This window comes from Acinetobacter sp. 22512 (genome assembly GCF_052044755.1).
Lineage (GTDB): Bacteria > Pseudomonadota > Gammaproteobacteria > Pseudomonadales > Moraxellaceae > Acinetobacter > Acinetobacter pittii.
Genome location: NZ_JBQENP010000025.1, coordinates 1 through 25113, shown reverse-complemented (window position 1 = coordinate 25113; position 25113 = coordinate 1). Strand labels below are relative to the sequence as shown.

Sequence of the window (25113 nt, the reverse complement as noted above, 5' to 3'; positions counted from 1 at the left end):
CCGTGAACCAAACTTAACTAAAACTAAACTTAGTAAGTTTGAGTCGCTTTAAAGCTTTCAATACCTGCTTTGATTGCTGCTTCGATGTCTTTGTTGTAATCACCAGTTTCATCGATTTGTTTCATCAACGGAGCATATTCTGAGCGGAAGTAAGAAATTAACGCAGCATCAAAGTCTACGATTTTCTTAACTTCTACGTCAGCCATGTAGCCTTCGTTAGATGCATAAACAGAAACAGCTTGGTCAGCAATTGAGTAAGGAGCATATTGTTTTTGCTTCATTAACTCAGTTACACGTTGACCATGTTCAAGTTGCTTACGAGTTGCTTCATCAAGGTCAGAAGCGAACTGAGCAAACGCAGCCAATTCACGGTATTGTGCTAAAGCAGTACGGATACCACCAGACAATTTTTTGATGATCTTGGTTTGAGCAGAACCACCAACACGAGATACAGAGATACCCGCGTTCACAGCAGGACGAATACCTGCGTTGAATAATGATGTTTCTAAGAAGATCTGACCGTCAGTAATCGAAATTACGTTCGTTGGTACGAATGCAGATACGTCACCTGCTTGAGTTTCAATAATTGGCAATGCAGTTAAAGAACCAGTTTGACCAGTTACTGCACCATTAGTGAATTTCTCAACGTAGTCAGCAGATACACGAGAAGCACGTTCAAGAAGACGTGAGTGAAGATAGAATACGTCACCTGGATACGCTTCACGACCTGGTGGACGACGTAAAAGTAATGAAATTTGACGGTAAGCAACAGCTTGCTTAGACAAATCATCATAAATAATAAGAGCGTCTTCACCGCGGTCACGGAAGTACTCACCCATTGTACAGCCAGAGTACGGAGCTAAGTACTGCATTGCAGCAGGATCAGCAGCCGCAGCAGCGACAACAGTTGTATACGCCATAGCGCCAGTTTCTTCTAGCTTACGTACAACGTTTGCAATTGTTGATTGTTTTTGACCAATCGCAACGTATACACATTTAATGCCAGAGTTTTTCTGAGCGATAATCGCATCGATCGCCATCGCTGTTTTACCAGTTTGACGGTCACCGATGATCAACTCACGTTGGCCACGACCAACAGGAATCATTGTATCAACTGATTTATAACCAGTTTGAACAGGCTCATCTACAGATTGACGCCAAATTACGCCTGGTGCTACTTTTTCAACAGCATCAGTTAATTTCGCATCAATTGGGCCTTTACCATCAATTGGGTTACCCAAAGCGTCGACAACACGGCCAAGAAGTTCAGGACCAACTGGAACTTCTAATACACGACCTGTACAACGAGCTTTTTGACCTTCTTGAAGGCTTAGGTAGTTACCTAAAACAACGGCACCCACTGAATCCTGTTCTAGGTTCAGTGCCATACCAAATAAGCCGCCGTCGAATTCGATCATTTCACCGTACATTGCATCAGCAAGACCGTGAATGCGCACGATACCGTCGGATACCATAACAATGGTACCTTCGTTTTTAGCGGTCGCGCTGGTGTCCAGATCTCCGATACGCTGTTTAATGAGCGCACTGATCTCGGATGGATTCAGTTGTTGCATTGCGCTATTCCTCAATCTTTTATTAGTTCAGTCTTCATCATTTGCATTATGCAAGAAGACGAGTACGCATTTTTTCAAGCTTGTTAAGCGCAGAATCATCTATCACTTGATCGCCTGCACGAATTACAACACCTGCAATAAGCTCAGGTTTAACTTCAACTGAAACAGTTACTGTACTGTTAAAACGCTTTTCTAAAGCAGATTTCAACAGTTGCTCTTGTTCAGCAGTTAACGGGAAAGCCGATTCAATCACGACATCCACATTGTTGTTATTCTGTGATTTAAGCTGTTCATATTCTGCTTCAATTTCAGGTAACAGCATTAAACGATCGTTATCTGCAAGAAGTGTCAAAAAGTTAGACACTGCTTGAGATTGATCTTCACCTAAAACTTTAGCAAAAAGCTTCACTTGCTCCGCAGGAGTAAGTTCAGGGCGATTTAAATAAGCGGAAAATGCTTCGTCTTGCACCGCAGCACTGAGCACTTGTAACGCATTCGACCAATTGTCTGTTGCACCTTGCTCAGAAGCATAAGCAAATGCTGCTTTGGCATACGGACGTGCCAACGTCAAGAGTTCAGCCATAATTCGCCTCGCTTAAAGTTTAGCAGCCAGCTGAGACAGCATGGCGTTATGAGCTTCTGCATCAACTTGCTGGTTCAGGATTTTTTCTGCACCAGTTACTGCCAAAGCAGCTACTTGTTGACGTAATTCTTCGCGAGCAGAATTGATTTCTTGATCAACAGCTTCTTTAGCCTGTTGACGAATACGCTCACCTTCAGCCGCAGCTTGAGTACGAGCTTCTTCGATCAATTGCGCTGCACGACGGTTCGCTTGTTCGATCAATTGAGCCGCTTGTGCTTTAGCTGCATCAAGTTCTTGCTTAACTTGCGCTTGTGCATCGGCAAGGTCAGCTTTCGCTTTTTCTGCTGCATTTAAGCCATCAGCGATTTTACGCTGACGCTCACTAATCGCATTGATTAGTGGTGGCCAAACAAACTTCATGCAGAATGCAACAAAGAATGCAAACGCAATCGCTTGACCAATCAATGTGAGGTTGATATTCATTGCAATTCCTCAAATAGTGGATTTAGGAATTAAGATGATTAACCTACAAATGGATTAGCGAAGATGAAGAACAAGCCAATACCAACACCGATCATAGGCACAGCATCAAGAAGACCCGCGATTAAGAACATACGAGTTTGAAGTTGTGGAGCCAATTCTGGTTGACGAGCAACAGCTTCTAAAAAGCGACCACCCAAAAGACCAAAACCAATCGCAGTACCCAAAGCACCGAAAGCGATCAAGATAGCAGATGCAATTGCAACTAGACCTAAAGTGAGTTCCATGAAAAATTCCTCAGAGGTTAGGTTATTACCAAATTAAATTAAAAAAATTCAGCCCAACCATCATTTGATAGTTAGGCAATACCATTAATGTTTTTCGCTTGCCATGCTCAAGTAAACGATGGTAAGCATCATAAAGATGAATGCCTGCAACGTGATTACAAGAATGTGGAAGATCGCCCAAGGCACAGACAACGCCCATTGAATCCAGAACGGCAATAAAGCAATTAGGATAAAGATCAACTCACCGGCATACATGTTACCGAATAGTCGGAGAGCTAATGAAATCGGACGAGCAAGGAATGTTACCAATTCCAAAATCAAGTTCACTGGAATAAGCAACGCTTTTGCAACTGGATTACTTGGGTTAAATGGGTTAAGTGCCAACTCGCCAACGAAACCACCAACACCCTTTTCGCGGATGCTGTAGAACAAGATAAGTACAAATACAGATAAAGACATACCTAAAGTAATGTTTGGATCTGTAGATGGAACGATCTTGAAGTAAACGTGGTGAGGGTCCATACCAAATACGTTTGCACCTACAAACGCTGCAACTTGAGGAATCCAGTCAACTGGGATCAAGTCCATTAAGTTCATGAGGAAAATCCACACGAAAATAGTGAGTGCAAGCGGAGCGATTAAACGTGATTTGCCATGAAAAGTATCACGGACACTTGAGTCAACAAACTCAATGATCATTTCGATTGCTGACTGGAATTTAGTTGGAACACCTGCATTTGCAGCTTTCGCAACGATCCAGAACATCAAACAGAAAATCACACCAAGGCCAATTGACCAACCCATTGAATCCAAGTGAATTGCAGTGAACCCCATCGAATGAGCTTCTTCAGCAGTCTCAGCCAATTTCCATGTACCGTCTGGCATTTTGCCATAGGTCATATTGGTCAAGTGATGCTTGATATACTCTGTCGAAGTGAGGGCATGTTCTTCAGCAGCCATAAATCACACCTGGTCAATGTCAATTACTAAAAAGAAGGAAAACGAACATCGGCGTACTGTCGATATCTCGCCACCCTCCAAAAAATCTTCAATTCTTCTTGTTTCTACACCCGTTTTTGTAGACGTGACACCCAAAACGGAGCGACCCACGACATTGCCTGAACGAGAATAAAACCAAACAGCAATGCTAACGGTGATAAAGGTTTAACATTGCTCAAAATCAAAATAAATCCAACGATCATGATTGCAAATTTGCCTAACATGCCCCTATACATGTTAGACAGCACTTGTTTTGATGCTCGTGCACCTGCTGTTCTGAAGGATTGCCACGAAAAATAACCCGTAGCAAGCCAGCAGACCAACGCACCAAGTGCCGCACTTAATGCTGCTGTCATGTCTTTTATGCTCCACGCTACAAGAGCGGAAACAGGGATCATACATGCTTGTAAGAAGACCAAAGCTTTTGCTAATCGTCGGTCAATCAAGCGACTAGTTTGGCTCATTATTTATCCACTCACAGCATAAATGCTTGACAAGTTTAGCTGATGATCGCTTTTAATCGCAGGCATTATAGAGTTACACCCCTGAACATGCAATCTTTTCCCGACTTTAGTCGGGGTTTTTCATGACAGGTGGTGCTGACGCTACAGTCAGCCTTTGTTTACTTTTTATCTTACTTTTGCGTACTTAACACACATTTATCAGTTTTTATTGCCAGTTTCTTCCATGCAGTGACGAAATCATCCTCATTATTCATGCTCTCGTCTACTGGTTGAAAAGTAATGTTACCTAATTTTTGATATTGACTCTTAGTGGTAAAACTCTCTGCCAACAAACACATCTGATTTTTTGGTCGACTATCATTAAGATACTTAATTTGAGCTGCTGTTGGTGCAACGTGAGGATCATCTGTTAAAGCACCAGCGAACTTTAAGTTTAGTGAGCGTTCTAAATATTGATAGGCATCATGATATGCCCAATACGGTTTGCCATTACTTGAACTATCGTAAGCTTGTGCCGCCTGCAACATTTTACGAGCAAACACATTGGCGTTATTCCAGTACTTTGCCTTATTTTCAGGGTGTTGCTGAGAGCGCAAAGCAGCAATAAAAAAGCCAATTCGAACCGCATTGTTTGGCTCTAACCAAACATGGGTATCTATTGTGTTAGGTAAAGCTGCACCACGTGTACTGCGCTGAGGCAAAACAGAAACGATGCCACTATCTAATAAGGCAATTGCTTTCTTATTATTACCTAGTAATTTATTTAGAGGTGCTTCATGGGCCTTACCCAACCAAATCACCAAAGAAGCATCATTAATTGCTTTACGATGCGCTGGGGTTAATTGTACGTCATGCCCAGTTTGTCCCTTTAATAAGAGTTGTGGTTCTTCAACCCCTTGAGTGACTTCTTTTGCAATCAGATAAATCGGGTGCGTAGAAACCACCAAACCCTGACTCCACCCTAACGTACTCAAAAGAGAGAACATACTGAAAACAAAAAAACGGAACATGACAGACCATCAATTTAAATTAGCTCGAAGCATGTTATAATATAACAAAGTTACAAAAATACCTAAGATTAATCGAATGAAGCATCGCTTCATGCTAATATTCCGTTAAAAATTCGAGGTTATCCCTATGAGTTCCTGCTTGCATGAACATCATGATTCTTTGCATGGTGTGCATGATCACCATAATGTCGCAAGCCGTTTAGCTGAAGCAGAAAGTTTATGTTCTGCGACTGGCGCACGCCTTACACCTTTGCGCAAAGAAGTTCTGGAACTCATTTTAAATGCGTCGGGTCCAATGGGTGCCTATGACTTATTGGCACGTATAAAAAGTCAAACCGATCGCCCTGCTGCGCCTCCAACTGTATATAGAACTTTAGATTTCTTATTAGAAAAAGGCCTCATTCACCGCCTAACTTCTATTAATGCGTATATTCCTTGCTGCCACCCGCGTGAAGGCCATCAAGCAGCATTCCTGATTTGTACCGAATGTCATATGGTTAAAGAAGCTTCTTCTCAAGGCCTCACACACCAGCTTGACCAGCTTGCAGCTTCAGATGACTTCGTGGCTCAACACAGCATTATTGAAATTTCGGGGAAATGCCAACAGTGCCGCACAACTCCTTAAATCCTGTATTAATTCAGCTTGAGCAGGTTTCTGTTCATCGTGATGATCGGGATATATTAAAGAAAGTTGATTTTGCCCTACATCAAAATGAAATTGTGTCTTTAATTGGACCCAATGGTGCAGGCAAATCAACACTAATTAAAGTTCTACTCGGTATTCTTCAACCAAGTAGCGGGCGTGTTATTAATCATAAAAAACTTAAAATGGCTTATGTGCCACAAAAGTTTAATCCTTCACACAGCCTTCCTTTACGTGTTCAGGACCTTCTTGATTTAGAAAAATGCAGCCCTGCCCTTCGTCAGGAAATTATTCAAGACACAGGTATTTCAAAGTTACAACAATCAAAAGTACAACAACTTTCAGGTGGGGAACGCCAAAGAGTACTATTGGCTCGTGCACTGCTTCGTCAGCCAGATATTTTAGTTCTTGATGAACCCATGCAAGGCCTAGATATTCAGTCAGAAGCGGAACTTTATGATTATGTTCGTAGCCTGCCAGAACGATATAGTTGTGCGATCCTAATTGTTTCTCATGACTTACAATGGGTGATGCAAGGAACACACCGTGTAGTGTGTTTAAATAAACATATTTGCTGTAGCGGGCTGCCCGAAAATATCCAACAACATCCTGAATATCAGGCAATATTTGGAACTCAAAGGGTTTTCTATCAACATCATCATGACCATTGTGCTCACGGTGATGCTGCACACCCCTGCCCTCATAATGACCGTCCTCATATTCACCCAGAACCGGAAGCTTAAGCCATGATGGAATGGTTACAATTATTGTTACCCGCATGGATTATGGGAACTCTGCTAGTATTTTTAACCGCACCCCTGGGTTGTTTAATGCTTTGGAGACGCATGTCTTTTTTTGCTGACACGATGGCGCACGGAACACTACTTGGGGTAGCTATTGCGGGAGCTTTAAGTCTTCCATTATGGCTTGGTGTTGCAGGTACGGCGGTTTTATTGGTAGGCGTTTTATGGGCCTTACATGACAACCGTTTACCCAATGATGCTCTGCTAGCCTTATGTTCAGCGACATTACTCTGTAGCGGTTTACTATTTATTCAACATGTTCCAAGTTTAAGGCCAGAGCTTTTAAGTTATTTGTTTGGCGATTTACTGAGTATTGATTGGCCAGATCTTCCTGTTTTCACTTTAATTATTGCGATATCACTCGTAATTCTTTACCGTTTTTGGCAGCCACAAATACAGTTTGCAATTGATCCAGATATCGCAATTAGTGAAGGGGTGAATGCAAACTGGCAACGCCTTATTTTTATGCTGTTATTAGCCTTATTTACAGTTTTAGCTTTGCGTGCCGTAGGTTCTTTGCTAATGGGCGCATTACTCGTAATACCAGCCTTAAGCGCTCGTCTATTGGCAAACTCACCAAAGCAAATGGTTATTTGGGCATTCGTGTTAGCCCAGCTCGGTGTTAGTGTCGGTTTATGGTCAAGTGCAGCACTTAATATCTCTACAGGTCTTAGTATCGTTTTATGTATGGCATTAAGTTTTGCCGTTATTTTTATAACTCAAAAACTAAAAAATCAGACACAGGCGGCCTAAGTTAGGACGCCTGATGAACTGTGCTCAATAATAAAGCCGCACAGCTAAACATCACAGCAAAGCCCCGATTTAAATATTTTTGCTGTCTAGGGGATCGAAGTAATCTTAAAACCTTGGATGCCAGCCCCGTATATCCAGCCATTACAATCAAATCGATCGTAATCATAGTAGCCGCCATAATTAAATATTGTATCCATTGAGGCTTACTTAAATCTAAGAACTGCGGTAAAACCGCCAATAAAAATACGATCGCTTTAGGATTGCTAATATTAACCACAAAACCATTTAATAGCAGAGCTAAAGCAGACTTATCTCTTTTTTCTTGTTGAATTTCTATATCTTTTACAGGTGCTGTCCACTGCAAATAGGCCAAATACAATAAATAAGCTACGCCAAACCACTTAACGGCCTGAAAAGCTAAAGGAGTTGTGGCAAATAAGACCCCAACACCTGCTGCCACCACCATAATTTGAAGCACTAAGGCAACTTGCAAACCGATTGCATTCCAGTAACCATGTCTAAAACCATAGTTTAGACCACTCGACATTGAGGCAATAGCTCCCGCACCCGGAGAGACACTAATGACCCAACAGGCCAACATATAGGCAAACCAAACTTGCAAAGACATAGTAAAAATAGACAATAAAAGTGGAATTATACTGTTTTATAAAACTATATTGATGAGAATTCAAACAATAAAATCAAGAAATAGACTACTAACCGCTCTTCGCATCAGGCACAATAATTAAAGCTCATACTAAATTATAATTGAGGAGATACCTTCCAATGACTGCTCAATCTGTCATTTTGCCGTTGCCATCAGATCATGCCCGATTTATTGTTCTTCGTTTAAAAGACTTATCAATTGATGAATTAAAAGAACAACTCGAAGCGTTGTTTGAAACACGCGACCGTCTCATTACTCAGCATTCAGACGCGCAAATTAAAACAGCAGTCGCTTTTGGTCCAGAACTTTGGAAACAACTTTACAGTCAATCTCCTGCTGGCTTTAAACAACTTGAACCAGAAAACGGCGCATTCAATATGCCAGTCGTACCAGCTGATGTCCTCATCCATATTGCTAGTATGCGTTCTGATATTTGTTTTGCATTAAGCCAAGCATTTTTTGAAGGTATTAAAGATAAAGTGGAAGTTCTTGATGAGCGTGTTTGCTTCCGCTATTTTGATGGCCGAGATATTACAGGCTTTATAGACGGCACAGAAAACCCTCAATTTCCAGATGACCGCGCAGAAACAGCCCTATTGCCAGAAAGCGCGGGAGTTTTTGCTGATGGCAGTTTCATTTTCGCGCAGCGCTATGCACATAACTTAGAAAAATGGAAAAAACTAAAAGTTGATGCTCAAGAAAATGTCATGGGTCGTACTAAGCTTGAGTCAATTGAACTGGATGATGACGTTAAACCAGAAAATGCCCACGTTGCCCGTACTGTTGTCGAAGATGATGAAGGCGAAGAAATGGAAATCTTGCGTCATAGTCTGCCTTATGGTGACGGCCGAGGTGATCAAGGTTTATTTTTCATTGCCTACACCAAGGACCTGAACATTATTGATGCCATGCTAAAACGTATGTTCGGTACAAGTGGAGATGGTATCCATGATCGCCTATTGCATTTCGTGACACCACTAGACGGCGCATATTACTTTGCACCTAGCGAAGAGTTATTAGAAGAAGTTTTAGAAGACTAAAATAAAAAAGAGGAGCTTAAGCTCCTCTTTTTACGTTCTCAACCTTAGAAAGGAATACGCTTATATTTGCGGTATTCAGGTTTCCAGAATGATTGATCTATTTTTTGCTGTAGTAAGTCATCACTAATCGTTACAGCCACGCCATCTGCCATGGCAGCTTTCGCAACTTCAAATGCAATCACTTTAGAGACTTGCTGAATTTCCCCTAAAGGTGGTAATAAATCAGCTTGCGGATCTTTTAGTAGAGGTGAGCAATTCGCTAAAGCACTACTTGAAGCCATTAACATATTTTCAGTAACGCGTTTAGCACCCGATGCCACCACACCCAGCCCAATGCCCGGGAAAATGTACGAGTTATTACACTGAGAAATATTATAAAGTTTGCCGTGATGATTCACAGGAGCAAACGGACTACCTGTTGCGATTAACGCTCTACCTTCAGTCCACTCCACAATATCTGCTGGCACAGCTTCAACACGTGAAGTTGGGTTAGACAATGGCATGACAATTGGTCGTTCACAATTCGCTGCCATGGTTTTAATAATCTCTTCTGTGAAGAGACCCGGTTGACCAGAAACGCCAATTAACACTGTAGGCTTAGCATTTTTAACAACATCAAGGAGTGAAATCACTTCTTCAATATTGCCCCATTGATCAACCACCTCAGCTTTTTGCGCCAATTTGCGTTGGAAGTCCAATAAGTTTGGCTGGTTTTCGGTAATCAAGCCAAAACGATCAACCATATAAACGCGTGCACGTGCTTCAGAATCAGTCAGGCCTTCAGCAACCATTTGCGCAACAATTTGCTCTGCAATACCGCATCCCGCAGAGCCCGCGCCTAAGAAAGCAATTGTTTGATCTTTTAATTGCTTGCCTGCTGCACGACTTGCAGCAATCAAACTACCTACAGATACCGCTGCTGTTCCTTGAATATCATCGTTAAAACAACAAATCTTATCGCGATATTTTTCTAAAAGTGGCATCGCATTTTTTTGTGCGAAATCTTCAAACTGAATTAATGCTTTTGGCCAACGACGCTTTACAGCTTCAATCACCATATCGACAAATGCATAATATTCATCACCACTAATACGTGGCTGACGCCAACCCATATAGATCGGATCATTTAACAATTGTGGATTATTTGTCCCCACATCAATTGTGATTGGCAATGTATAGGCTGGACTAATTCCGCCACAAGCGGTGTAAAGTGAAAGCTTCCCAATAGGAATACCCATACCACCAATGCCTTGGTCACCAAGACCTAAGATACGCTCACCATCAGTAATGACGATCACTTTTACATTATTTTTATTTACGTTTTGCAAAATATCATCAATCACATCACGATCTGGATATGAAATAAAAACGCCACGATGACGACGATAGATATCGGAGAAACGCTGACATGCTTCACCCACTGTTGGGGTATAAATAATCGGCATCATTTCTTCAAGATGATTTTCGATTAAATGATAGAACAAGGTTTCGTTGGTATCTTGGATATTACGCAAATAGATATGTCGATTGATATCATCAGTAAAAGCGCAATATTGCTGATAAGAGCGCTGGCTCTGCTCTTCAATAGTTTCAATAATATGGGGGAGTAAACCGTGTAAGTTAAAGTTACTTCTTTCTTCTTCAGTGAAAGCCGAACCTTTATTTAAGAGTGGTAACTCTAAAAGTGTAAAACCTGCATATGGAATATAAAGGGGATGTTTACTTGGGTGTCCTGATATCATTGCCTATCTCATTTTCCAGCTTAGAGTAGAGAAAAACACGTTTTGTATGGTCTCTAAAACTCTTTGTGCGTATAAGCTTAAGCCTAATTCGATCAAAATAGATATTTTAAACCGTGATGTTAAAATTAAACACTATTTAGTTAAAACATGTTTAAAAATAAATAATAAAAATCAGTATTTTAATATTTTTATGATTTTAAAAATTTCTTTTATTTTCTCAACTTTAAAAGCCATAATTATATGATTTAGCGGAAACAGGTATTTCCTCAGGAAATAATATTCAATTAAACACATAATTTATTCATTAAAATTACCCAAAAGGCTTGTAATTCTTCATTTCTAGAATAATTAGACGATTCATCAACCGACATTCATTTAAAAAATAATCATCAGTAATTTGCATAAAGAATTATTGGAATATTAAATCCCCTCCCCTAAGTCATCGGAAATTTGCTATATTTGACGTTTTTCTGCGACATCTATTTTCGATTGATATGAATACGGCAATACAAGCAGCTCTCGACCATGCAGTGCAAACTCTTCAACAAGAAGGGGTGCTTCCTTCCGACTGGAAAAACACAAGCAACTTAACACGCACCAAAGACCGAAGCCATGGCGACTTTGCTTCTAATATTGCCATGATCGGCTCGAAAGCTGCTGGTATGAAACCACGTGATTTAGCTGAGAAAGTTCTCGCTGCATTACCAGAAGTGGCAGATATCAGTAAAGCTGAAATCGCAGGACCCGGATTTATTAACTTCTTTTTAAATGCAGACCAGCGTTTTGCTATTCTTGATCAAATTCAAGCACAAAAAGAAATTTTTGGTCGTAGCCAAGCAAATGCAGCGAAAAAGATTCAAGTCGAATTTGTTTCTGCAAACCCAACGTCTAGCCTACACGTAGGTCATGGTCGTGGTGCGGCATACGGTATGACTGTTGCTAATTTACTTGAAGCAACAGGTGCTAAAGTTGACCGTGAGTACTACGTGAATGATGCTGGCCGTCAAATGGATATTTTGGCGACTTCTACTTATTTACGTTATTTGGAACTACTTGGACAAGACCTTGTATTCCCTAAAAATGCATATCAAGGCGATTACGTTAAAGAAATCGCACAAGGCATTATTGATAAAGATGGCGATGCTTACGTTCGTGAAGTTGCACATGTTTATAAAGACGTACCAGAAGATGTGCAATATGCTGAAGAGCTAGATAGCGAAGGCAACAAAGTTGTGTTATCTGGTGATAAAGAAAAGCATATTGATGGCCTTATTGCCAACTCACAACAATTATTAGGTGAAGGCTACCGTGTATTCCACCAAGCTGCTCTTCACGCCATTTTAGATGATATTAAAGATGACCTTGCTGACTTTGGTGTAACGTTCAACCAATGGTTTAGTGAAGCATCGCTTAGTGCAAAAATTGATGAAGCTTTAGAAACACTTGACCAACGTGGCTTCCTTTATGAAAAAGATGGCAACATCTGGTTTAAATCGACTGAATTTGGCGATGAAAAAGACCGTGTTGTTAAGCGTCGTAATGGTCAAACGACTTACTTTGCATCTGACATTGCATACCACTTAAATAAACTACAACGTGGTTATACTGACCTAATCGATATTTGGGGTTCTGATCACCACGGCTATATTTCTCGCGTAAAAGCGGCGATTGATGCAATGGGTTACGACTCTAAGAAATTGACTGTTCTTTTAGTTCAGTTCGTAAGTTTATGGCGTGGCGGCGAGATGGTTCAAATGTCTTCTCGTTCAGGTCAATTCGTGACTTTACGTGACTTACGTAAAGAAGTGGGCAATGACGCAGCTCGTTTCTACTACGTAATGCGTAAGAGTGAACAACACATCGACTTTGACCTTGACCTTGCTGTTTCACAAAGTAAAGACAATGCTGTGTACTATATTCAATATGCACACGCACGTATTTGTCGTATGTTAGAAAAAGCAGCAAGCACAGATTTACAATTCGATGTAAACGCTGCTCGTCCACATGCAGCTCGCTTGTCTCTTGATGCAGAAACTGAGATTCTTGCTAAACTGGCAGCATACCCAGACGCGGTATTACGTGCTGCAAATGCATATGAACCTCATCAGGTTGGTAACTACTTAAAAGAGTTAGCTGCCCTATTCCACGGTTGGTACAATGAACATAAAGTATTAAGCGATGATGCAGAGCTTACACAAGCCCGTTTATTGCTTTCAATCAATGTACAACAAGTGCTTCGTAATGGTTTAGAATTACTTGGTGTATCTGCACCAGAATCTATGTAATAAATATATTGCATGACAGCAAATTAAAGGTCATGCAATATAGTAAGCGGTGGTTTGTATAGTTAAAATATCAATACAAACCACTGTTTTTAGCATCGTAAGACGAGACTCAAACTCGAATTAAAAAACAATCAAAATACAGAGGAATAATCCACGTGTTTGGCAAAACGCAACGCGGTGTATCTGAAAGACCTAATAAGCCTAAAAAGCCCATAATTCCCAAATGGTTAGGGACACTTGTCGCTATTTTGGCGGTCTTATGTATCGCTGTAATGCTTATGCTTTGGAAACCTTGGCAACCTGTTCCTGCGAAAAATCAGATTACTTCTGAACATTATCAAGAAGAAGATACTAATAAAGACTATCGCTTCTACGACCTATTGCCTCAACAACAGGTTACCCCTATTCCTGAACAAGCGATCCCTGAAAGTAAAAATCAAGGCACTGCTATGATCGTTGAAGCACCAAGTACCACTCAACCAGCCGCCTCTGAAAGTGTAGGAATTGATCCGAATCAGTCAGCTACAACTCCTCAGCAACCTACCTATATTTTACAAGTTCGTAGTTATAACGATCCTGATCAGGCTGATGCCCGCCGTGCAGAAATCATTTTAAATGGCTTATCTGCGGACGTAGTCAAAAGTACTGAAAACGGACAAACATGGTATCGCGTTATTTCTGGACCGTATGATACTCAAGATGCTGCCTTGGCTGCTCAGCAGACCTTACAACACAGTGGCATTGACTCAATCGTGATCAAACGCAAGTGAAAATAAAGAAGGAACAAATATTTGTTCCTTTTCTTTTAAATATCAGCACAATTCCTTTCATTAGAACCCATTCCCTTTTGTTTCGCTTTCTGAAATGCGGGTCTTTGCTGAATACGATGTAAAAAAGCCTGAATATTAGGGTATTTCCCTTGCAAACGTGATTGCAAAGCTTCCAGTGGGAAACTCATTTGAATATCAGCAAATGAAAAATCACCTGCGAAATATTCATGCTCTGCCAAATAGTTTTCTAAAAAACTAATATGATCTTTCATACGTGGGCGAACAAAATTTGCCTTCACCCCTTCCGTGATTTTTCTAGCTACTGGTTGAATTAACCATGGCACATGCTTGTTTACACTATTCATGACCAAAGTCATGACTAATAACGGCATAAGTGAACCTTCTGCATAGTGCATCCAGTAAATATACTGCTGTAAATCTTGTGGCTCTGTAGGTTTAAATTGTTGCTTCTGATCATAACGCTGCTGTAAATATTCTAAAATCACAGCTGATTCTGCGATGACTTGTTCATCATCAGTCAAAATCGGAGCTTTACCTAAAGGATGAATACATTTCAATGTTTCTGGAGCGGAATAGTTAGGTAGACGTTGATAATAATGAATATCATAATCTAAGCCCAACTCTTCTAAAGCCCATAGAATTCGAAACGATCGCGAACATTCCAGGTGGTGTACACTAATCATGTTATTGCCTGCTTTTATTTTTCTTTTTTACATAAAAAACAGCATTTGAACATGCTGTTTTATTCCATTTGTGGGATGGATATAAAATCATCCACCTCAACAAAATAGCATTTTTACGCTGTAACAAGCACAGTATGAATGTCTAAACTACGTAACAAAGTTTTAGTGACTGGGGTTTTACCGCATACCGCTAAGATTTTTTGTTGAAGCTCTTCGTTTGGCAAGTCTTTAAAAACAATACGACGTTCTATATGTTCTTCATGTTCTCTATTGGTATGAAAATCGATTTCAACCGAAAACTCACCAAAATCATAACCCTTATGCTTTGCGTACATTCTTAAAGTAATGAGCGTACACGCGGCTAAACTTCCAGTGAGCAAATCATATGGCGCTGGGCCTTGATCTTGCCCTTCTAACTTTTCTGGCTCATCACAAAAATATTGGTGACGACCACTGGTGATTTCGCCCTTCCATTGTTCAGCAAGGGGCTTTGCTTTACTGCTTGCGATTACTGCTGTCATTTTGATGCTCTCATTTGATCTGGAAGAACAGGGGCTTCTAAACGTGCACCAACATAATCTGGAATTTCACCAAAACGTGCATCATGGTTAATCCATTGCTCACGGGCTTCTTTTAAATCATCCATTGTACGTGCAACAAAGTTCCACCATAGCAAAATTGGAGTCTCAAACGGTTCACCACCAACTAACAGCACACGGTTCCCTTTCTTTACTTCAATTTCGATCTCACTAAGACCAGTATCTAATACCACCATGTTGTCAGCCGTTAACTCATGGCCATTCACATGGGCAACACCATCTAATGCCATAAAACCATATTCAAACTCAGGATTTAATGGAATGCGGGTTTTAGTATCTTCGGTAGCAATGAGGTCAACACCCACTAACGGTGTATGTACAACTACTGGAGAAGTAGTTGCCAAATATTCACCCACAAGCACGGTAAACTCTAGACCGTCTTTCTCAACAACAGGCAGTTCAGGATAATGTTCAAATTTCGGATCCATGTTGCGCTTAGCATCTGGTAAGGCAATCCAGAGCTGAGCAGCGTGCATTTGAGTTTCTGTATCAGGTGCAACTTCTGTATGTGAAATTCCGTGACCTGCCGTCATTAAATTAACTTGTTTAGGTCGAATCAGTTGTTTTGAGCCTAGACTATCGGTATGCATCATGGTGCCTTCAATCATCCACGTGAAGGTTTGCAAACCAATATGAGGATGAGGACCAACATCTAAACCATCACCCGCCGGAAAAGTTACTGGGCCCGCATGATCTAGGAAACACCACGCACCAATCATTCGTTTTTGTCGGCTAGGTAAAGCCCGCTTAATGACTGTCCCCTGTCCAATTTCAGCAGAGCGAATTGGAAATTCCTGAATAAACTGATTGGCAAATTTTTCGCAATCCTTTGAATCAGAAATATCGTAATCATTATTATTGCTCATGATATTACTCTCTTTTACCTATGCTTTTGCAATGAGTCGTTGTAATGATCTTAACAATACACTCATTATTCAATATAGTCTTTTAGTAATACACAGGGTGCTATGAATGAGACAATCATTTGTTAATTACATAAAATTAAAGCTGCATTGAGCAGCTTAAGATGATTGAGTTTTAACGAGCTGTTTTAGGTTTTTCATAAATTGACCAAATTGTGGGAGAAACTCTTGAAATAGTGGGTGGTCACGGTTTTCAAGCATAACCTCACTAAAAAGTTTTAGCCCAACTCCAAAAGATTTTGTTGTTTCATCATCAAAAAAATCTGCTTTTTTTAAGCGTTCAACAATTTCAAAAATATCGTCATGATTTCCCGCATAGAATTCAAGGCGTTCAGTATAAGTTGAAGCTTCTCCTTTTGCATTTTTTAAGTGTTGTACCGTGACATGATATTGATGTTGTTTCATATATAAATTCTCTCTTAAAAATTAATAACTTTGAAAAATTTCAACTTGTTTAAGGTCGATTTATAGCCGCCCAATAGCAACAGCAGCCTGATCAATTTTTTCGGCAATTTGATAAATGTGCTCTTGCTGTAAACCTGCCGAGTTCAACTTCAAACGCAAGGCTGTTTTTAGGTTTTCCATTGCACGGTGAATTTCGATTAATTCATCATTACTGTGGATTTCTCGTCTTAAGCGTAGTTTTTCTAATAACTCGTTCAACTTGTCTTGTTGTTCAGTTAAGTAAGCCTTCCCAAATTCCGTGATTTGATATTGCTTACGCTCTACATCCAGCAAATTAATCAAATTCATTTCTTCAAGACTTGTTAATGTTGGATAAATTGTTCCTGCGCTTGGCGTATAGCCATCGCCTACCAAATCACTTATTTCTTTAATGATTTCATAGCCATGCTTTGGGTTTTGCTGAATGAGATGAAGTACCAAAAGTTTCATGCGTCCAGCTTCAAAAAGTCTTCCACGGCGTCCCGAACGATGATGTTCTGATTGTTGTTTCATCTCTAAAGATTCTCTAATGTGTTTAATTTATGTATATTACGATATATCTTAATATATCTTTGATCAAGTAAAAGTAATAAGAGTTGATCTATTGCTTTGATAGTTATCAAAATTAATTTTGAGCTTTAAAAGCTAAGTAATAAAAAAGGACGCTAATGCGTCCTTTTCTTTAACAATAAACAGCGGAAAATTATTCCCACTCAATCGTTGCTGGTGGTTTAGATGACACGTCGTATACAACACGTGATACATCTTTAATTTCATTCATAATACGTGTTGAGATTTTATCAACTAATTCGTATGGCAAATGTGCAAAACGAGCTGTCATAAAGTCAACTGTTTCAACTGCACGAAGCGCAATTACCCATGCATAACGACGACCGTCACCTACTACGCCAACTGACTTAACTGGTTGGAACACAGCAAATGCTTGAGCAGTTTTATCATACCAACCGCTGTCACGAAGCTCTTGCATGAAGATGTCATCAGCAAGACGAAGAATATCAGCATATTCCTTCTTCACTTCACCCAAAATACGAACACCTAAACCAGGGCCCGGGAATGGATGGCGGTAAATCATGCTATGTGGCAAGCCAAGTGTAGTACCTAATTTACGAACTTCGTCTTTGAACAAGTCGCGTAAAGGTTCTACCAATTCAAATGCTAAATCTTCTGGTAAACCACCCACGTTGTGGTGTGATTTAATTACGTGTGCTTTACCTTGTTTGCTTGCAGCAGATTCGATTACGTCTGGGTAAATCGTACCTTGTGCCAAGAATTTCACGCCATCAAGTTTACGTGCTTCTTCAGCAAATACCTCAATGAATTCACGGCCAATGATTTTACGTTTTTTCTCTGGATCAACTTCACCAGCCAATGCAGTTAAGAAACGTTGTTCAGCATCTGCACGAATAACACGGATACCCATGTTTTCAGCAAACATTTGCATCACTTGATCACCTTCGTTTAAACGAAGTAAACCATTATCAACAAATACACATGTTAACTGGTCGCCAATTGCTTTGTGTAAAAGCGCAGCAACGACAGATGAGTCAACACCACCAGAAAGACCTAAAAGAACTTTTTCATTACCGATTTGTTCACGTAATTGTTCTACACGTAAATCAATGATGTGTTCAGGCGTCCAAAGACCGCCACATCCACAAATTTTATGAACGAAGTTTGCAAGTAACTCTTCACCTTTTGCCGTGTGTGTTACTTCTGGGTGGAATTGCACGCCATAAAAACGACGCGCTTCATCACTTACAGCAGCAACTGGACAGCTTGGTGTGCTTGCAGTAATGGTAAAGCCTTCTGGAATCTGGCTAACTTTGTCACCATGACTCATCCAAACATGAAGTTGGTTTTCACGGTCTTGTAAGTTACCAATCAGTTGATCGCGTTTAACGATATCAACTTCGGCATAACCAAACTCATGTACAGTACCCGGCTCAACTTTACCGCCTAACTGTTCAGACATGGTTTGCAAGCCATAGCAAATACCCAATACTGGAACGCCTAACTCAAACACTACTTGTGGTGCGCGAGGGCTACCTTCTTCATGCACACTCTCAGGTCCACCTGACAAAATAATGCCATTTGGCTTAAAAGCACGAATGTCTTCTTCAGACATATCAAAAGCATACATTTCAGAGTAAACACCAGCTTCACGTACACGACGTGCAATGAGCTGACTATATTGAGAGCCGAAATCCAGAATCAGGATACGATCTTCAGTAATTTGAGTATTGGTAGTCATGACAAACCACTAAATGGCAAAAGAATTAAGCGCGCCATTTTAACATTTTTCGCGCTTGGACGCACCGCAAATCATCATATATCTTATTTTTTTCATATCAGAATCATTTCTATAATTGAATTGTTTGATATAAATCAAAATTTACTTATATTTATCAACTGTATGGGTTACGCTTAAAAACTCCATGTGTATTGATAAATTCATCACATTCTATGCAACATCGTCTTGGATTTGATGTTAAGATGAGCCGATAAAACAGGCATTACCATGGAAAGGTAAATACCATAAGCGATATTTGTCTGTGCTTAAACAATTATCCATTTTTATGGCTTGTTGCCCCCTATCAAAATCAATAGAAATCTAAGGAACAACAATGCTTCAAACTATGATTGCAGATTTCCAGCAACATTTTTGGTTGTATGTCTCTATTCCTTTTATGAGTGGTTTAATTGGCTATATCACCAAGGTGGTCGCCATCCAGATGATGTTTTCACCACTTGAATTTAAAGGTATTAAACCATTTTTGGGTTGGCAAGGCATTGTGCCTCGCAAAGCCGAGAAAATGGCAACCATTGCTGTTGAGCTCATGACAGCAAAGCTCATTAAGCCTGAAGAAATTTTTGCACGCCTAGATCCTAAACGTATTGCCAAAGAAATAGAAAAACCCCTACTTGCAGCGGCTGAAGATATTACCCGTGACGTTGCTCAAGAGTATCAGCCTGGTTTATGGGAAGGCATGCCAGAATTTGCTCGCCAAAGACTCATCCGTCGTGTGCAATCCAAAGCACCAGAAATTGTTGAACACATCATGAGCGAAGTACAACGTGATGTGAATCGATACTTTGATATTAAACATCTTGTTATCAGCAACTTGCTTAAAGATAAACGTTTGCTCAACAATATTTTTAAACGTGTAGGGAAACAAGAATTTAAATTTTTCAGTAATGTAGGTTTCGTATTTGGCTTCGGTATTGGTGTGGTTCAGATGCTGTGCTGGATTGTCACTCAAGGAAAATATCCTTGGATGCTACCTTTGTTTGGTGGTTTTGTGGGTTTCTTCAGTGACTGGATTGCACTGCAAATGATGTTTAGACCACTTTATCCCAAAAAGATATTGGGTTACACATGGCAAGGTCTGTTTATTAAACGTCAAAATGAAGTTGCAGCTGACTATGCAGCTTTAATTTCTAAACAGCTTTTAACTTCACGTCACATGATGGAAGAGTTATTTTCGGGTACACATTCTGCGCGTGTTATTGATCTGGTTAACCGCCATGTCAAACAAGAAATTGATATGCAAGCTGGGGTTATTCGTCCGTTAGTTGTATATGCAATTGGCGGAGAAAAATATCAGAATATGAAATCACAAGTTGCTGAACGTATTATGCAACAGCTTCCAGAGACGATGAAATATGTAGAGTCTTATGCAGAAGATGCAATGAATATTCGTAGCACACTCATTGAACGTATGCAAAAATTAACACCTTCTGAATTTGAAGGGATGTTACGTCCTGCATTTAAAGAAGATGAGTGGGCCTTGATTGCAGTCGGCGCAGTTCTTGGTTTCGTGGTTGGTGAATTGCAAATCCAATTTATGCTTTAATTTTTAAAATAAAGAAATAAAAAAAACCGGATGAATTGCTCATCCGGTTTTTATTTTGTCTTGAATATTATTTCTCGATTGCATGATCCAAACTAATACGGCCAGCACCATGAAGCATTAGGAAGAATAAACCACCTGCCATTGCTAAGTTTTTCATAAAGTGGATGCCATTATTGTATTGTGCCGCTGCATCAGCCCCACCTTGGTGGAACAAGAATGCGGTTAAAATACTGAAGATACCAAGACCGAAAGCTGCAAAGCGTGCTTGGAAACCAAATAACAAGGCTAAACCACCACCAAACTCAACCAAGATAACTAAAGGAAGAATTCCACCTGGTACACCCATTGCTTCCATATATCCTGCAGTTGCTGCATAACCGGTAATTTTCCCCCAACCAGCAACAAGGAAGATATAAGCCATAAGAAGACGAGCAATAAGACTAATAAAACTGTCCGCGCCTGATTGCGTTACGATATTTTTGACCACTACATTTGGATTAAACATTTTGCCACCTTTATTTAAATGCTTATTTATTGATGAGCTCATTCTAGGTTTGGGACATTGATAATTAAATACTCAAAATCCATATATATCGTTGCACAAACAGGATGATCAATTTGTATATTTTTGATGTTTTATACTGACTTTCTATAGGGTCACTGCTAGGATTTGAGCACGGTTTACCACTTAATCATCTCATGGAACTTCTTGATTTTATTCTACACGTTGATCAACATCTCGCCGAGTTTATTACAAATTACGGGACGTGGATTTATGGCATTTTATTTTTAATTATCTTTGTCGAAACCGGTTTAGTGGTTATGCCGTTTTTACCAGGAGATAGTTTACTATTTGCAGCTGGTGCTTTAGCAGCATCTACAGGTGCGATGGATCCATGGTTATTGGGTGCTCTACTCTTCATTGCTGCCGTTTTAGGCGATACAGTGAACTACCATATTGGTCGTTTTATCGGTCCACGTGTATTTGAAATGAATTCACGATTCATTAATAAGCAGCATTTAATTAAAACTCAAGAATTCTTTGCTCGTCATGGTGGCAAAACAATTATTTTTGCTCGCTTTGTTCCATTTGCCCGTACTTTTGCCCCTTTTGTTGCGGGTGCTGGCAGCATGAACTATAAGTTTTTCTTAACTTATAATGTGATTGGGGCATTTTGTTGGGTCGCTTCTTTTGTGGCGTTGGGCTATCTATTTGGAAATATGCCAATCGTTAAAGATAACTTCACTCATCTTATTTTTGGCATCATTATTATTAGCGTTTTACCGGGCATCATCGGCTTTATACGTGAAAAGCTAAAAAGCCGGAAAACCAATGCTTAAGGCTTAATTTAGAAGAAACGGAATACCACTGGAAGCATACATAAAATAAGCAACATAGCCGATCCTTTATATAAATGATCGGCTTTTATTTTTTGTACTGGGCCCGTTAATAGTGCACGTCCAAAAATCATCCAGAAACTCGCAGCTGGAATGAGCGTCAATGTAAAAACACCAAATACTATTAGACAATTTTCAGGCGAATTCCATGTTTCGGCAGGGAAAATACCTGCAGCAAAAAGTAAGGATTTCGGATTTTTTAAGGTTGAGAAGAATAATTGACGTGGGCGAATGTTACGGTGAGTTTGACTAAATTGTTGTAAATGGGTGGTTTTCCATAATCGGAATGCCATCCAGAACACATATGCCACACTTGTAATATGTAAAATGAGCAATAACGCAGGCCAAACTGGTGCTGCCAAATGAATAAACACAGCCCAAAAGCTAATACCGTAGGCATAGCCTAACCATTCCATAGGAATAAGCCAAAACGCTTTAGATAAACCTTGAGAATGAGCAGCGGTTGCAAGTAAAGCATTTGTCGGCCCTGGAATGAGCAAAACAGCCAACATTGCCAATACAAAAAACCAACTCTCAATCATAAAGTTTCCATAATATCCAAGATGGGGCCACCTTAAACGAAACAGGCAAAATATAGCAAGTTTATAAGGCTTTTTGATTACAGAAAATACAGAATTTTGGAAGCTTAAAAATTGATAAACCACTTATTTATATTAATTTTATTATGAAACATTTTGCTAAACTTTATTCATCACAACATGCCTTAGTTAGCATATTGTGATGCAAAGCTGACTATTAATTGGCCTTTTTACGAACAATTATTGGACAATTCTTGAACTGAGCAGCCTGAACAATTGCTTCTTGTTGGCCTAAAACACGTGAAAGTTCGGTGTTTTTCGTTGAAGAAGACTGTCCCATATTTACAGAAATAGATGGACCGAATCCCCAACCACCTCGTCCCCAGCCACCACCGAGTCCAAGACCAACACCCATACCTGTACTTTTTGGAGTTTGCACGCCATTGTCGATATATTGCTGAATACGGTTATATTCACTTTGTAGCTGTTGGCAGCTCAAAGATTGATATTGTGTCGGAGACACATAAGTCGGTTTTACCGTTGTAGCACAAGCGCCAAGGAGTAAAGTGGCTGCCACCAAAGGCGCAATATATAAGCCTTTCATCATTTTTCTCTTATCGTTTTGGCTCAATCTCACCAAACAATGTCTCATAAGCTTGAGTCAATTTATGTTCGGGTGCCAAATGGGCCAAAGGTAAATTTTTCTGATGCGATTCTTTCATCAAAATCGAAGGCGGTAACATGCTATTGAGTACAGGCAACCCTTCATCTTTTAACTGCTGAACCACTTCCCGAGGTAATTTTGCTTGGGATTGGAATTGATTCACCACAATTCCTTCAATTTCCAAGCGATCATTATGATCATCTTGCGTTTCGAGAACATTTTCAATCAATGTTTGTAACGCACGCTTTGAAAAAACATCACAGTCGAAAGGAATGAGTACTTTATCTGCCGCAATCAGAGCAGAGAGAGTAAAAAAGTTAAACGCTGGTGGTGTGTCTATATAGATACGGTCATATCGCCCAACTAAGTTTTGAATCGAATCACGTAATTTATAAATTTTATGTTTACTTTCAAGCGCATGTTCAAGCGCGCCAAGTGTAGGACTTGCTGGAAGCACATCTAATTTTGCAAAAGGAGTTGAATGAACAAAACTGTCGAGATCTTTATTTCTTGGAGCTTTTAAAATTGAACCTAATGCGTTACCGATTAAACCCTTTTGTTGATTGTTGCCCAACACATCATCAAAGAAATTTTCGATATTTGGCTCTAAAATTGATTTTTCAGCAGAATAGGTTGCTTCGTCACCTAAAAGATACTGACTAGAATTGGCTTGAGGATCAAGATCGATCACCAATGTTCTTAAGCCATGTTTGGCACTAATTGCAGCCAAATTTACAGTAATACTTGATTTCCCTACACCGCCTTTTTGGTTAAACACCACACGAGTTAACATGTTTCCCTCTGCATATTATTTTACTGTACGCAGTTTAACCTAGAGCTTAATCAAAAAGGCAAAGAATGTAGAACAATTAAGCAAAAACAGGTTTCACAATCACTAAGATAATAATAGCAATAAATGCAATCGCACTAATGACCAAACCTGCACGACGCTGTGCCAACAAAAGAGTGTCATCTTTTTTAAAGGCTTTCATCAGGGAAGATAACAACACTAAAAATAGAATAATTTTAGCGTAAAACCACGGTTGTACTTGAAAGTCTTTCATGACTAACAAAATTGCACCCGTAATGAAAACCACGGTAAATGACAAATGTTGTAAGGCAACTAATACTTTACGCCCTGCTGGATTGGGTTGTTCACCTTGAACACCTATAAACAGAGTTGAAGCGCGTAAAACAAAGACCATAAGTGCGGCAGCTACTGCAGTCATATGAATAATTTTAGTGAGTAAATGTGCATCCATGAAATTAACCCTTAGCTTTTAGGTGCATGTGCACATTCTGGGCTAGCAGGAGCTTGACCTTGCCACTCACTTGGCAAATAAGCATGAATCGCTAAAGCATGAATTTGGCCTGGATTCATCAAATCAGAAGCTAACGCGTATACTTTTTGATGACGTTGAACCAAACGCAATCCATTAAATTCGTCGCTCACTATAATCACTTTAAAATGAGATTCCTTACCTGGAAAATAACCACCGTGCCCGGCAGACTCATTGATCACTTCCAAATGGCTAGGTGCAAGTGTTTGTAACCGTTCAATCAACTGTTGTTCAAGGCTCATAGCTTTTCCTTTTACGATTATTCGTATATTTGCACCTAGTATACCTTGTCTACACACAAACAAAAGTTGCTCTTGTATGCTTTGACTTCAAACAAAATGTCTATTTATTCGGCAACTTAACAATAAAAATACCGCTAAATGCTCATTTCTGTTTTTATTTTATGCAATCAGCATAATTATTTGCATAAAGTTGTTGACCCTTGTTTTGCTTAATGTATTATAAGCGGCACGCGGGAATAGCTCAGTTGGTAGAGCATAACCTTGCCAAGGTTGGGGTCGCGAGTT

Annotated in this window: 29 protein-coding genes; 8 read left to right on the top strand and 21 right to left on the bottom strand. The window is 39.9% G+C overall.

All coding sequences use genetic code 11. From position 1 onward, the window contains the following. Nucleotides 1-29: 29 nt before the first annotated feature. The 7 genes from atpA to ACTJJG_RS17360 form a co-directional block, all read right to left on the bottom strand. The gene (gene atpA, locus ACTJJG_RS17390) at nucleotides 30-1574 is read right to left on the bottom strand and encodes a F0F1 ATP synthase subunit alpha (RefSeq protein WP_002114049.1); all 1545 of its coding nucleotides are present in this window, start codon (nucleotides 1572-1574) and stop codon (nucleotides 30-32) included. A 46-nt stretch (nucleotides 1575-1620) separates the two neighbouring features. Next, complete coding sequence (locus ACTJJG_RS17385) at nucleotides 1621-2157, bottom strand: F0F1 ATP synthase subunit delta (protein ID WP_002114070.1); 537 nt, start codon at nucleotides 2155-2157, stop codon at nucleotides 1621-1623. 12 nt (nucleotides 2158-2169) lie between these two features. After that, nucleotides 2170-2640, bottom strand: coding sequence for a F0F1 ATP synthase subunit B (locus tag ACTJJG_RS17380; protein ID WP_001024691.1), 471 nt, complete (start codon nucleotides 2638-2640; stop codon nucleotides 2170-2172). A 38-nt stretch (nucleotides 2641-2678) separates the two neighbouring features. Continuing rightward, nucleotides 2679-2924, bottom strand: a complete 246-nt coding sequence (gene atpE / locus ACTJJG_RS17375; RefSeq protein WP_000424060.1) for a F0F1 ATP synthase subunit C — start codon at nucleotides 2922-2924, stop codon at nucleotides 2679-2681. Between the two features lie 84 nt (nucleotides 2925-3008). After that, on the bottom strand, nucleotides 3009-3884 hold the full coding sequence (gene atpB, locus ACTJJG_RS17370; RefSeq protein ID WP_002114072.1) for a F0F1 ATP synthase subunit A: 876 nt from the start codon (nucleotides 3882-3884) through the stop codon (nucleotides 3009-3011). A 104-nt stretch (nucleotides 3885-3988) separates the two neighbouring features. Next, on the bottom strand, nucleotides 3989-4387 hold the full coding sequence (locus ACTJJG_RS17365) for an ATP synthase subunit I (RefSeq protein WP_005072004.1): 399 nt from the start codon (nucleotides 4385-4387) through the stop codon (nucleotides 3989-3991). Nucleotides 4388-4557: 170 nt separating this feature from the next. Further along, the gene (locus tag ACTJJG_RS17360; RefSeq protein ID WP_032013085.1) at nucleotides 4558-5397 is read right to left on the bottom strand and encodes a metal ABC transporter solute-binding protein, Zn/Mn family; all 840 of its coding nucleotides are present in this window, start codon (nucleotides 5395-5397) and stop codon (nucleotides 4558-4560) included. 127 nt (nucleotides 5398-5524) lie between these two features. On the opposite strand from ACTJJG_RS17360, the gene ACTJJG_RS17355 reads away from it, so the two are divergent. The 3 genes from ACTJJG_RS17355 to znuB are packed head-to-tail and all read left to right on the top strand — an operon-like array spanning nucleotide 5525 to nucleotide 7596. Continuing rightward, on the top strand, nucleotides 5525-6022 hold the full coding sequence (locus ACTJJG_RS17355; RefSeq protein ID WP_032013083.1) for a transcriptional repressor: 498 nt from the start codon (nucleotides 5525-5527) through the stop codon (nucleotides 6020-6022). After that, nucleotides 5995-6783: a zinc ABC transporter ATP-binding protein ZnuC gene (gene znuC / locus ACTJJG_RS17350; RefSeq protein WP_032070740.1), complete on the top strand. Its 789-nt coding sequence runs from the start codon at nucleotides 5995-5997 to the stop codon at nucleotides 6781-6783. Before ACTJJG_RS17355 ends, znuC begins: the two co-directional genes overlap by 28 nt. A gap of 3 nt (nucleotides 6784-6786) precedes the next feature. Next, nucleotides 6787-7596, top strand: a complete 810-nt coding sequence (znuB, locus tag ACTJJG_RS17345) for a zinc ABC transporter permease subunit ZnuB (protein WP_005071996.1) — start codon at nucleotides 6787-6789, stop codon at nucleotides 7594-7596. 1 nt (nucleotide 7597) lies between these two features. Here the strand turns inward: znuB and ACTJJG_RS17340 are convergent, their stop codons facing one another. Continuing rightward, nucleotides 7598-8224 (bottom strand): LysE family transporter, encoded by a 627-nt coding sequence (locus ACTJJG_RS17340; protein WP_005071994.1) that lies wholly within the window; start codon nucleotides 8222-8224, stop codon nucleotides 7598-7600. Nucleotides 8225-8382: 158 nt separating this feature from the next. Between ACTJJG_RS17340 and ACTJJG_RS17335 the strand changes: the two genes are divergently transcribed. Next, a complete protein-coding gene (locus ACTJJG_RS17335; protein WP_005071991.1) occupies nucleotides 8383-9303 on the top strand; it encodes a Dyp-type peroxidase in 921 nt (306 codons plus the stop codon). Nucleotides 9304-9347: 44 nt separating this feature from the next. Here the strand turns inward: ACTJJG_RS17335 and ACTJJG_RS17330 are convergent, their stop codons facing one another. Continuing rightward, nucleotides 9348-11045 carry an NAD-dependent malic enzyme gene (locus ACTJJG_RS17330; RefSeq protein ID WP_002114135.1) on the bottom strand — a complete coding sequence of 566 codons (1698 nt, stop codon included), beginning with the start codon at nucleotides 11043-11045 and terminating at the stop codon, nucleotides 9348-9350. Nucleotides 11046-11539: 494 nt separating this feature from the next. Between ACTJJG_RS17330 and argS the strand changes: the two genes are divergently transcribed. Together argS and ACTJJG_RS17320 are read left to right on the top strand one after the other, a co-directional pair. After that, complete coding sequence (argS, locus tag ACTJJG_RS17325) at nucleotides 11540-13330, top strand: arginine--tRNA ligase (protein ID WP_032013153.1); 1791 nt, start codon at nucleotides 11540-11542, stop codon at nucleotides 13328-13330. 155 nt (nucleotides 13331-13485) lie between these two features. Further along, on the top strand, nucleotides 13486-14100 hold the full coding sequence (locus ACTJJG_RS17320; protein ID WP_032063709.1) for an SPOR domain-containing protein: 615 nt from the start codon (nucleotides 13486-13488) through the stop codon (nucleotides 14098-14100). Nucleotides 14101-14135: 35 nt separating this feature from the next. Here the strand turns inward: ACTJJG_RS17320 and ACTJJG_RS17315 are convergent, their stop codons facing one another. The 6 genes from ACTJJG_RS17315 to guaA form a co-directional block, all read right to left on the bottom strand. Continuing rightward, nucleotides 14136-14804 (bottom strand): glutathione S-transferase family protein, encoded by a 669-nt coding sequence (locus tag ACTJJG_RS17315; RefSeq protein WP_032013151.1) that lies wholly within the window; start codon nucleotides 14802-14804, stop codon nucleotides 14136-14138. Nucleotides 14805-14917: 113 nt separating this feature from the next. Next, nucleotides 14918-15325: an OsmC family protein gene (locus tag ACTJJG_RS17310; RefSeq protein ID WP_002114081.1), complete on the bottom strand. Its 408-nt coding sequence runs from the start codon at nucleotides 15323-15325 to the stop codon at nucleotides 14918-14920. Next, complete coding sequence (locus ACTJJG_RS17305; RefSeq protein ID WP_032013149.1) at nucleotides 15322-16269, bottom strand: pirin family protein; 948 nt, start codon at nucleotides 16267-16269, stop codon at nucleotides 15322-15324. The genes ACTJJG_RS17310 and ACTJJG_RS17305 overlap by 4 nt, the downstream gene beginning before the upstream one ends. Before the next feature lie 156 nt (nucleotides 16270-16425). Beyond that, nucleotides 16426-16731, bottom strand: coding sequence for a DUF3861 domain-containing protein (locus tag ACTJJG_RS17300; protein ID WP_002114086.1), 306 nt, complete (start codon nucleotides 16729-16731; stop codon nucleotides 16426-16428). Nucleotides 16732-16791: 60 nt separating this feature from the next. Continuing rightward, on the bottom strand, nucleotides 16792-17283 hold the full coding sequence (locus ACTJJG_RS17295) for a PadR family transcriptional regulator (protein ID WP_032013147.1): 492 nt from the start codon (nucleotides 17281-17283) through the stop codon (nucleotides 16792-16794). Between the two features lie 190 nt (nucleotides 17284-17473). Next, nucleotides 17474-19042, bottom strand: a complete 1569-nt coding sequence (gene guaA / locus ACTJJG_RS17290; protein WP_002114136.1) for a glutamine-hydrolyzing GMP synthase — start codon at nucleotides 19040-19042, stop codon at nucleotides 17474-17476. A 385-nt stretch (nucleotides 19043-19427) separates the two neighbouring features. On the opposite strand from guaA, the gene ACTJJG_RS17285 reads away from it, so the two are divergent. Further along, the gene (locus ACTJJG_RS17285) at nucleotides 19428-20645 is read left to right on the top strand and encodes a DUF445 domain-containing protein (RefSeq protein WP_170815250.1); all 1218 of its coding nucleotides are present in this window, start codon (nucleotides 19428-19430) and stop codon (nucleotides 20643-20645) included. A gap of 67 nt (nucleotides 20646-20712) precedes the next feature. Here the strand turns inward: ACTJJG_RS17285 and ACTJJG_RS17280 are convergent, their stop codons facing one another. Then, nucleotides 20713-21150: a DoxX family protein gene (locus tag ACTJJG_RS17280; RefSeq protein WP_002114126.1), complete on the bottom strand. Its 438-nt coding sequence runs from the start codon at nucleotides 21148-21150 to the stop codon at nucleotides 20713-20715. Between the two features lie 194 nt (nucleotides 21151-21344). Here ACTJJG_RS17280 and ACTJJG_RS17275 point away from each other — a divergent pair, with 194 nt between their 5' ends. Beyond that, complete coding sequence (locus tag ACTJJG_RS17275; protein WP_005071971.1) at nucleotides 21345-21986, top strand: DedA family protein; 642 nt, start codon at nucleotides 21345-21347, stop codon at nucleotides 21984-21986. An 8-nt stretch (nucleotides 21987-21994) separates the two neighbouring features. Here ACTJJG_RS17275 and ACTJJG_RS17270 read toward each other — a convergent pair whose 3' ends face one another. The 5 genes from ACTJJG_RS17270 to ACTJJG_RS17250 form a co-directional block, all read right to left on the bottom strand. Beyond that, the gene (locus ACTJJG_RS17270; RefSeq protein WP_005071969.1) at nucleotides 21995-22585 is read right to left on the bottom strand and encodes a LysE family translocator; all 591 of its coding nucleotides are present in this window, start codon (nucleotides 22583-22585) and stop codon (nucleotides 21995-21997) included. 214 nt (nucleotides 22586-22799) lie between these two features. Next, entirely contained in the window at nucleotides 22800-23186 is a 387-nt protein-coding gene (locus ACTJJG_RS17265; RefSeq protein WP_005071968.1) for a hypothetical protein, read from the bottom strand. A 10-nt stretch (nucleotides 23187-23196) separates the two neighbouring features. Then, nucleotides 23197-24039, bottom strand: coding sequence for a ParA family protein (locus ACTJJG_RS17260; protein ID WP_005071966.1), 843 nt, complete (start codon nucleotides 24037-24039; stop codon nucleotides 23197-23199). Nucleotides 24040-24115: 76 nt separating this feature from the next. Continuing rightward, nucleotides 24116-24508 (bottom strand): SirB2 family protein, encoded by a 393-nt coding sequence (locus ACTJJG_RS17255; RefSeq protein WP_005071964.1) that lies wholly within the window; start codon nucleotides 24506-24508, stop codon nucleotides 24116-24118. Nucleotides 24509-24519: 11 nt separating this feature from the next. Next, the gene (locus tag ACTJJG_RS17250) at nucleotides 24520-24828 is read right to left on the bottom strand and encodes a BolA family protein (protein ID WP_002114074.1); all 309 of its coding nucleotides are present in this window, start codon (nucleotides 24826-24828) and stop codon (nucleotides 24520-24522) included. Between the last annotated feature and the right edge of the window lie 285 nt (nucleotides 24829-25113).

Coding starts and splice junctions, on each gene's coding strand:
- atpA (WP_002114049.1), bottom strand. CDS start 1,574: ATGCAACAACTGAATCCATCCGAGATCAGTGCGCTCATTAAACAGCGT.
- ACTJJG_RS17385 (WP_002114070.1), bottom strand. CDS start 2,157: ATGGCTGAACTCTTGACGTTGGCACGTCCGTATGCCAAAGCAGCATTT.
- ACTJJG_RS17380 (WP_001024691.1), bottom strand. CDS start 2,640: ATGAATATCAACCTCACATTGATTGGTCAAGCGATTGCGTTTGCATTC.
- atpE (WP_000424060.1), bottom strand. CDS start 2,924: ATGGAACTCACTTTAGGTCTAGTTGCAATTGCATCTGCTATCTTGATC.
- atpB (WP_002114072.1), bottom strand. CDS start 3,884: ATGGCTGCTGAAGAACATGCCCTCACTTCGACAGAGTATATCAAGCAT.
- ACTJJG_RS17365 (WP_005072004.1), bottom strand. CDS start 4,387: ATGAGCCAAACTAGTCGCTTGATTGACCGACGATTAGCAAAAGCTTTG.
- ACTJJG_RS17360 (WP_032013085.1), bottom strand. CDS start 5,397: ATGTTCCGTTTTTTTGTTTTCAGTATGTTCTCTCTTTTGAGTACGTTA.
- ACTJJG_RS17355 (WP_032013083.1), top strand. CDS start 5,525: ATGAGTTCCTGCTTGCATGAACATCATGATTCTTTGCATGGTGTGCAT.
- znuC (WP_032070740.1), top strand. CDS start 5,995: ATGCCAACAGTGCCGCACAACTCCTTAAATCCTGTATTAATTCAGCTT.
- znuB (WP_005071996.1), top strand. CDS start 6,787: ATGATGGAATGGTTACAATTATTGTTACCCGCATGGATTATGGGAACT.
- ACTJJG_RS17340 (WP_005071994.1), bottom strand. CDS start 8,224: ATGTCTTTGCAAGTTTGGTTTGCCTATATGTTGGCCTGTTGGGTCATT.
- ACTJJG_RS17335 (WP_005071991.1), top strand. CDS start 8,383: ATGACTGCTCAATCTGTCATTTTGCCGTTGCCATCAGATCATGCCCGA.
- ACTJJG_RS17330 (WP_002114135.1), bottom strand. CDS start 11,045: ATGATATCAGGACACCCAAGTAAACATCCCCTTTATATTCCATATGCA.
- argS (WP_032013153.1), top strand. CDS start 11,540: ATGAATACGGCAATACAAGCAGCTCTCGACCATGCAGTGCAAACTCTT.
- ACTJJG_RS17315 (WP_032013151.1), bottom strand. CDS start 14,804: ATGATTAGTGTACACCACCTGGAATGTTCGCGATCGTTTCGAATTCTA.
- ACTJJG_RS17310 (WP_002114081.1), bottom strand. CDS start 15,325: ATGACAGCAGTAATCGCAAGCAGTAAAGCAAAGCCCCTTGCTGAACAA.
- ACTJJG_RS17305 (WP_032013149.1), bottom strand. CDS start 16,269: ATGAGCAATAATAATGATTACGATATTTCTGATTCAAAGGATTGCGAA.
- ACTJJG_RS17300 (WP_002114086.1), bottom strand. CDS start 16,731: ATGAAACAACATCAATATCATGTCACGGTACAACACTTAAAAAATGCA.
- ACTJJG_RS17295 (WP_032013147.1), bottom strand. CDS start 17,283: ATGAAACAACAATCAGAACATCATCGTTCGGGACGCCGTGGAAGACTT.
- guaA (WP_002114136.1), bottom strand. CDS start 19,042: ATGACTACCAATACTCAAATTACTGAAGATCGTATCCTGATTCTGGAT.
- ACTJJG_RS17285 (WP_170815250.1), top strand. CDS start 19,428: ATGATTGCAGATTTCCAGCAACATTTTTGGTTGTATGTCTCTATTCCT.
- ACTJJG_RS17280 (WP_002114126.1), bottom strand. CDS start 21,150: ATGTTTAATCCAAATGTAGTGGTCAAAAATATCGTAACGCAATCAGGC.
- ACTJJG_RS17275 (WP_005071971.1), top strand. CDS start 21,345: ATGGAACTTCTTGATTTTATTCTACACGTTGATCAACATCTCGCCGAG.
- ACTJJG_RS17270 (WP_005071969.1), bottom strand. CDS start 22,585: ATGATTGAGAGTTGGTTTTTTGTATTGGCAATGTTGGCTGTTTTGCTC.
- ACTJJG_RS17265 (WP_005071968.1), bottom strand. CDS start 23,186: ATGAAAGGCTTATATATTGCGCCTTTGGTGGCAGCCACTTTACTCCTT.
- ACTJJG_RS17260 (WP_005071966.1), bottom strand. CDS start 24,039: ATGTTAACTCGTGTGGTGTTTAACCAAAAAGGCGGTGTAGGGAAATCA.
- ACTJJG_RS17255 (WP_005071964.1), bottom strand. CDS start 24,508: ATGGATGCACATTTACTCACTAAAATTATTCATATGACTGCAGTAGCT.
- ACTJJG_RS17250 (WP_002114074.1), bottom strand. CDS start 24,828: ATGAGCCTTGAACAACAGTTGATTGAACGGTTACAAACACTTGCACCT.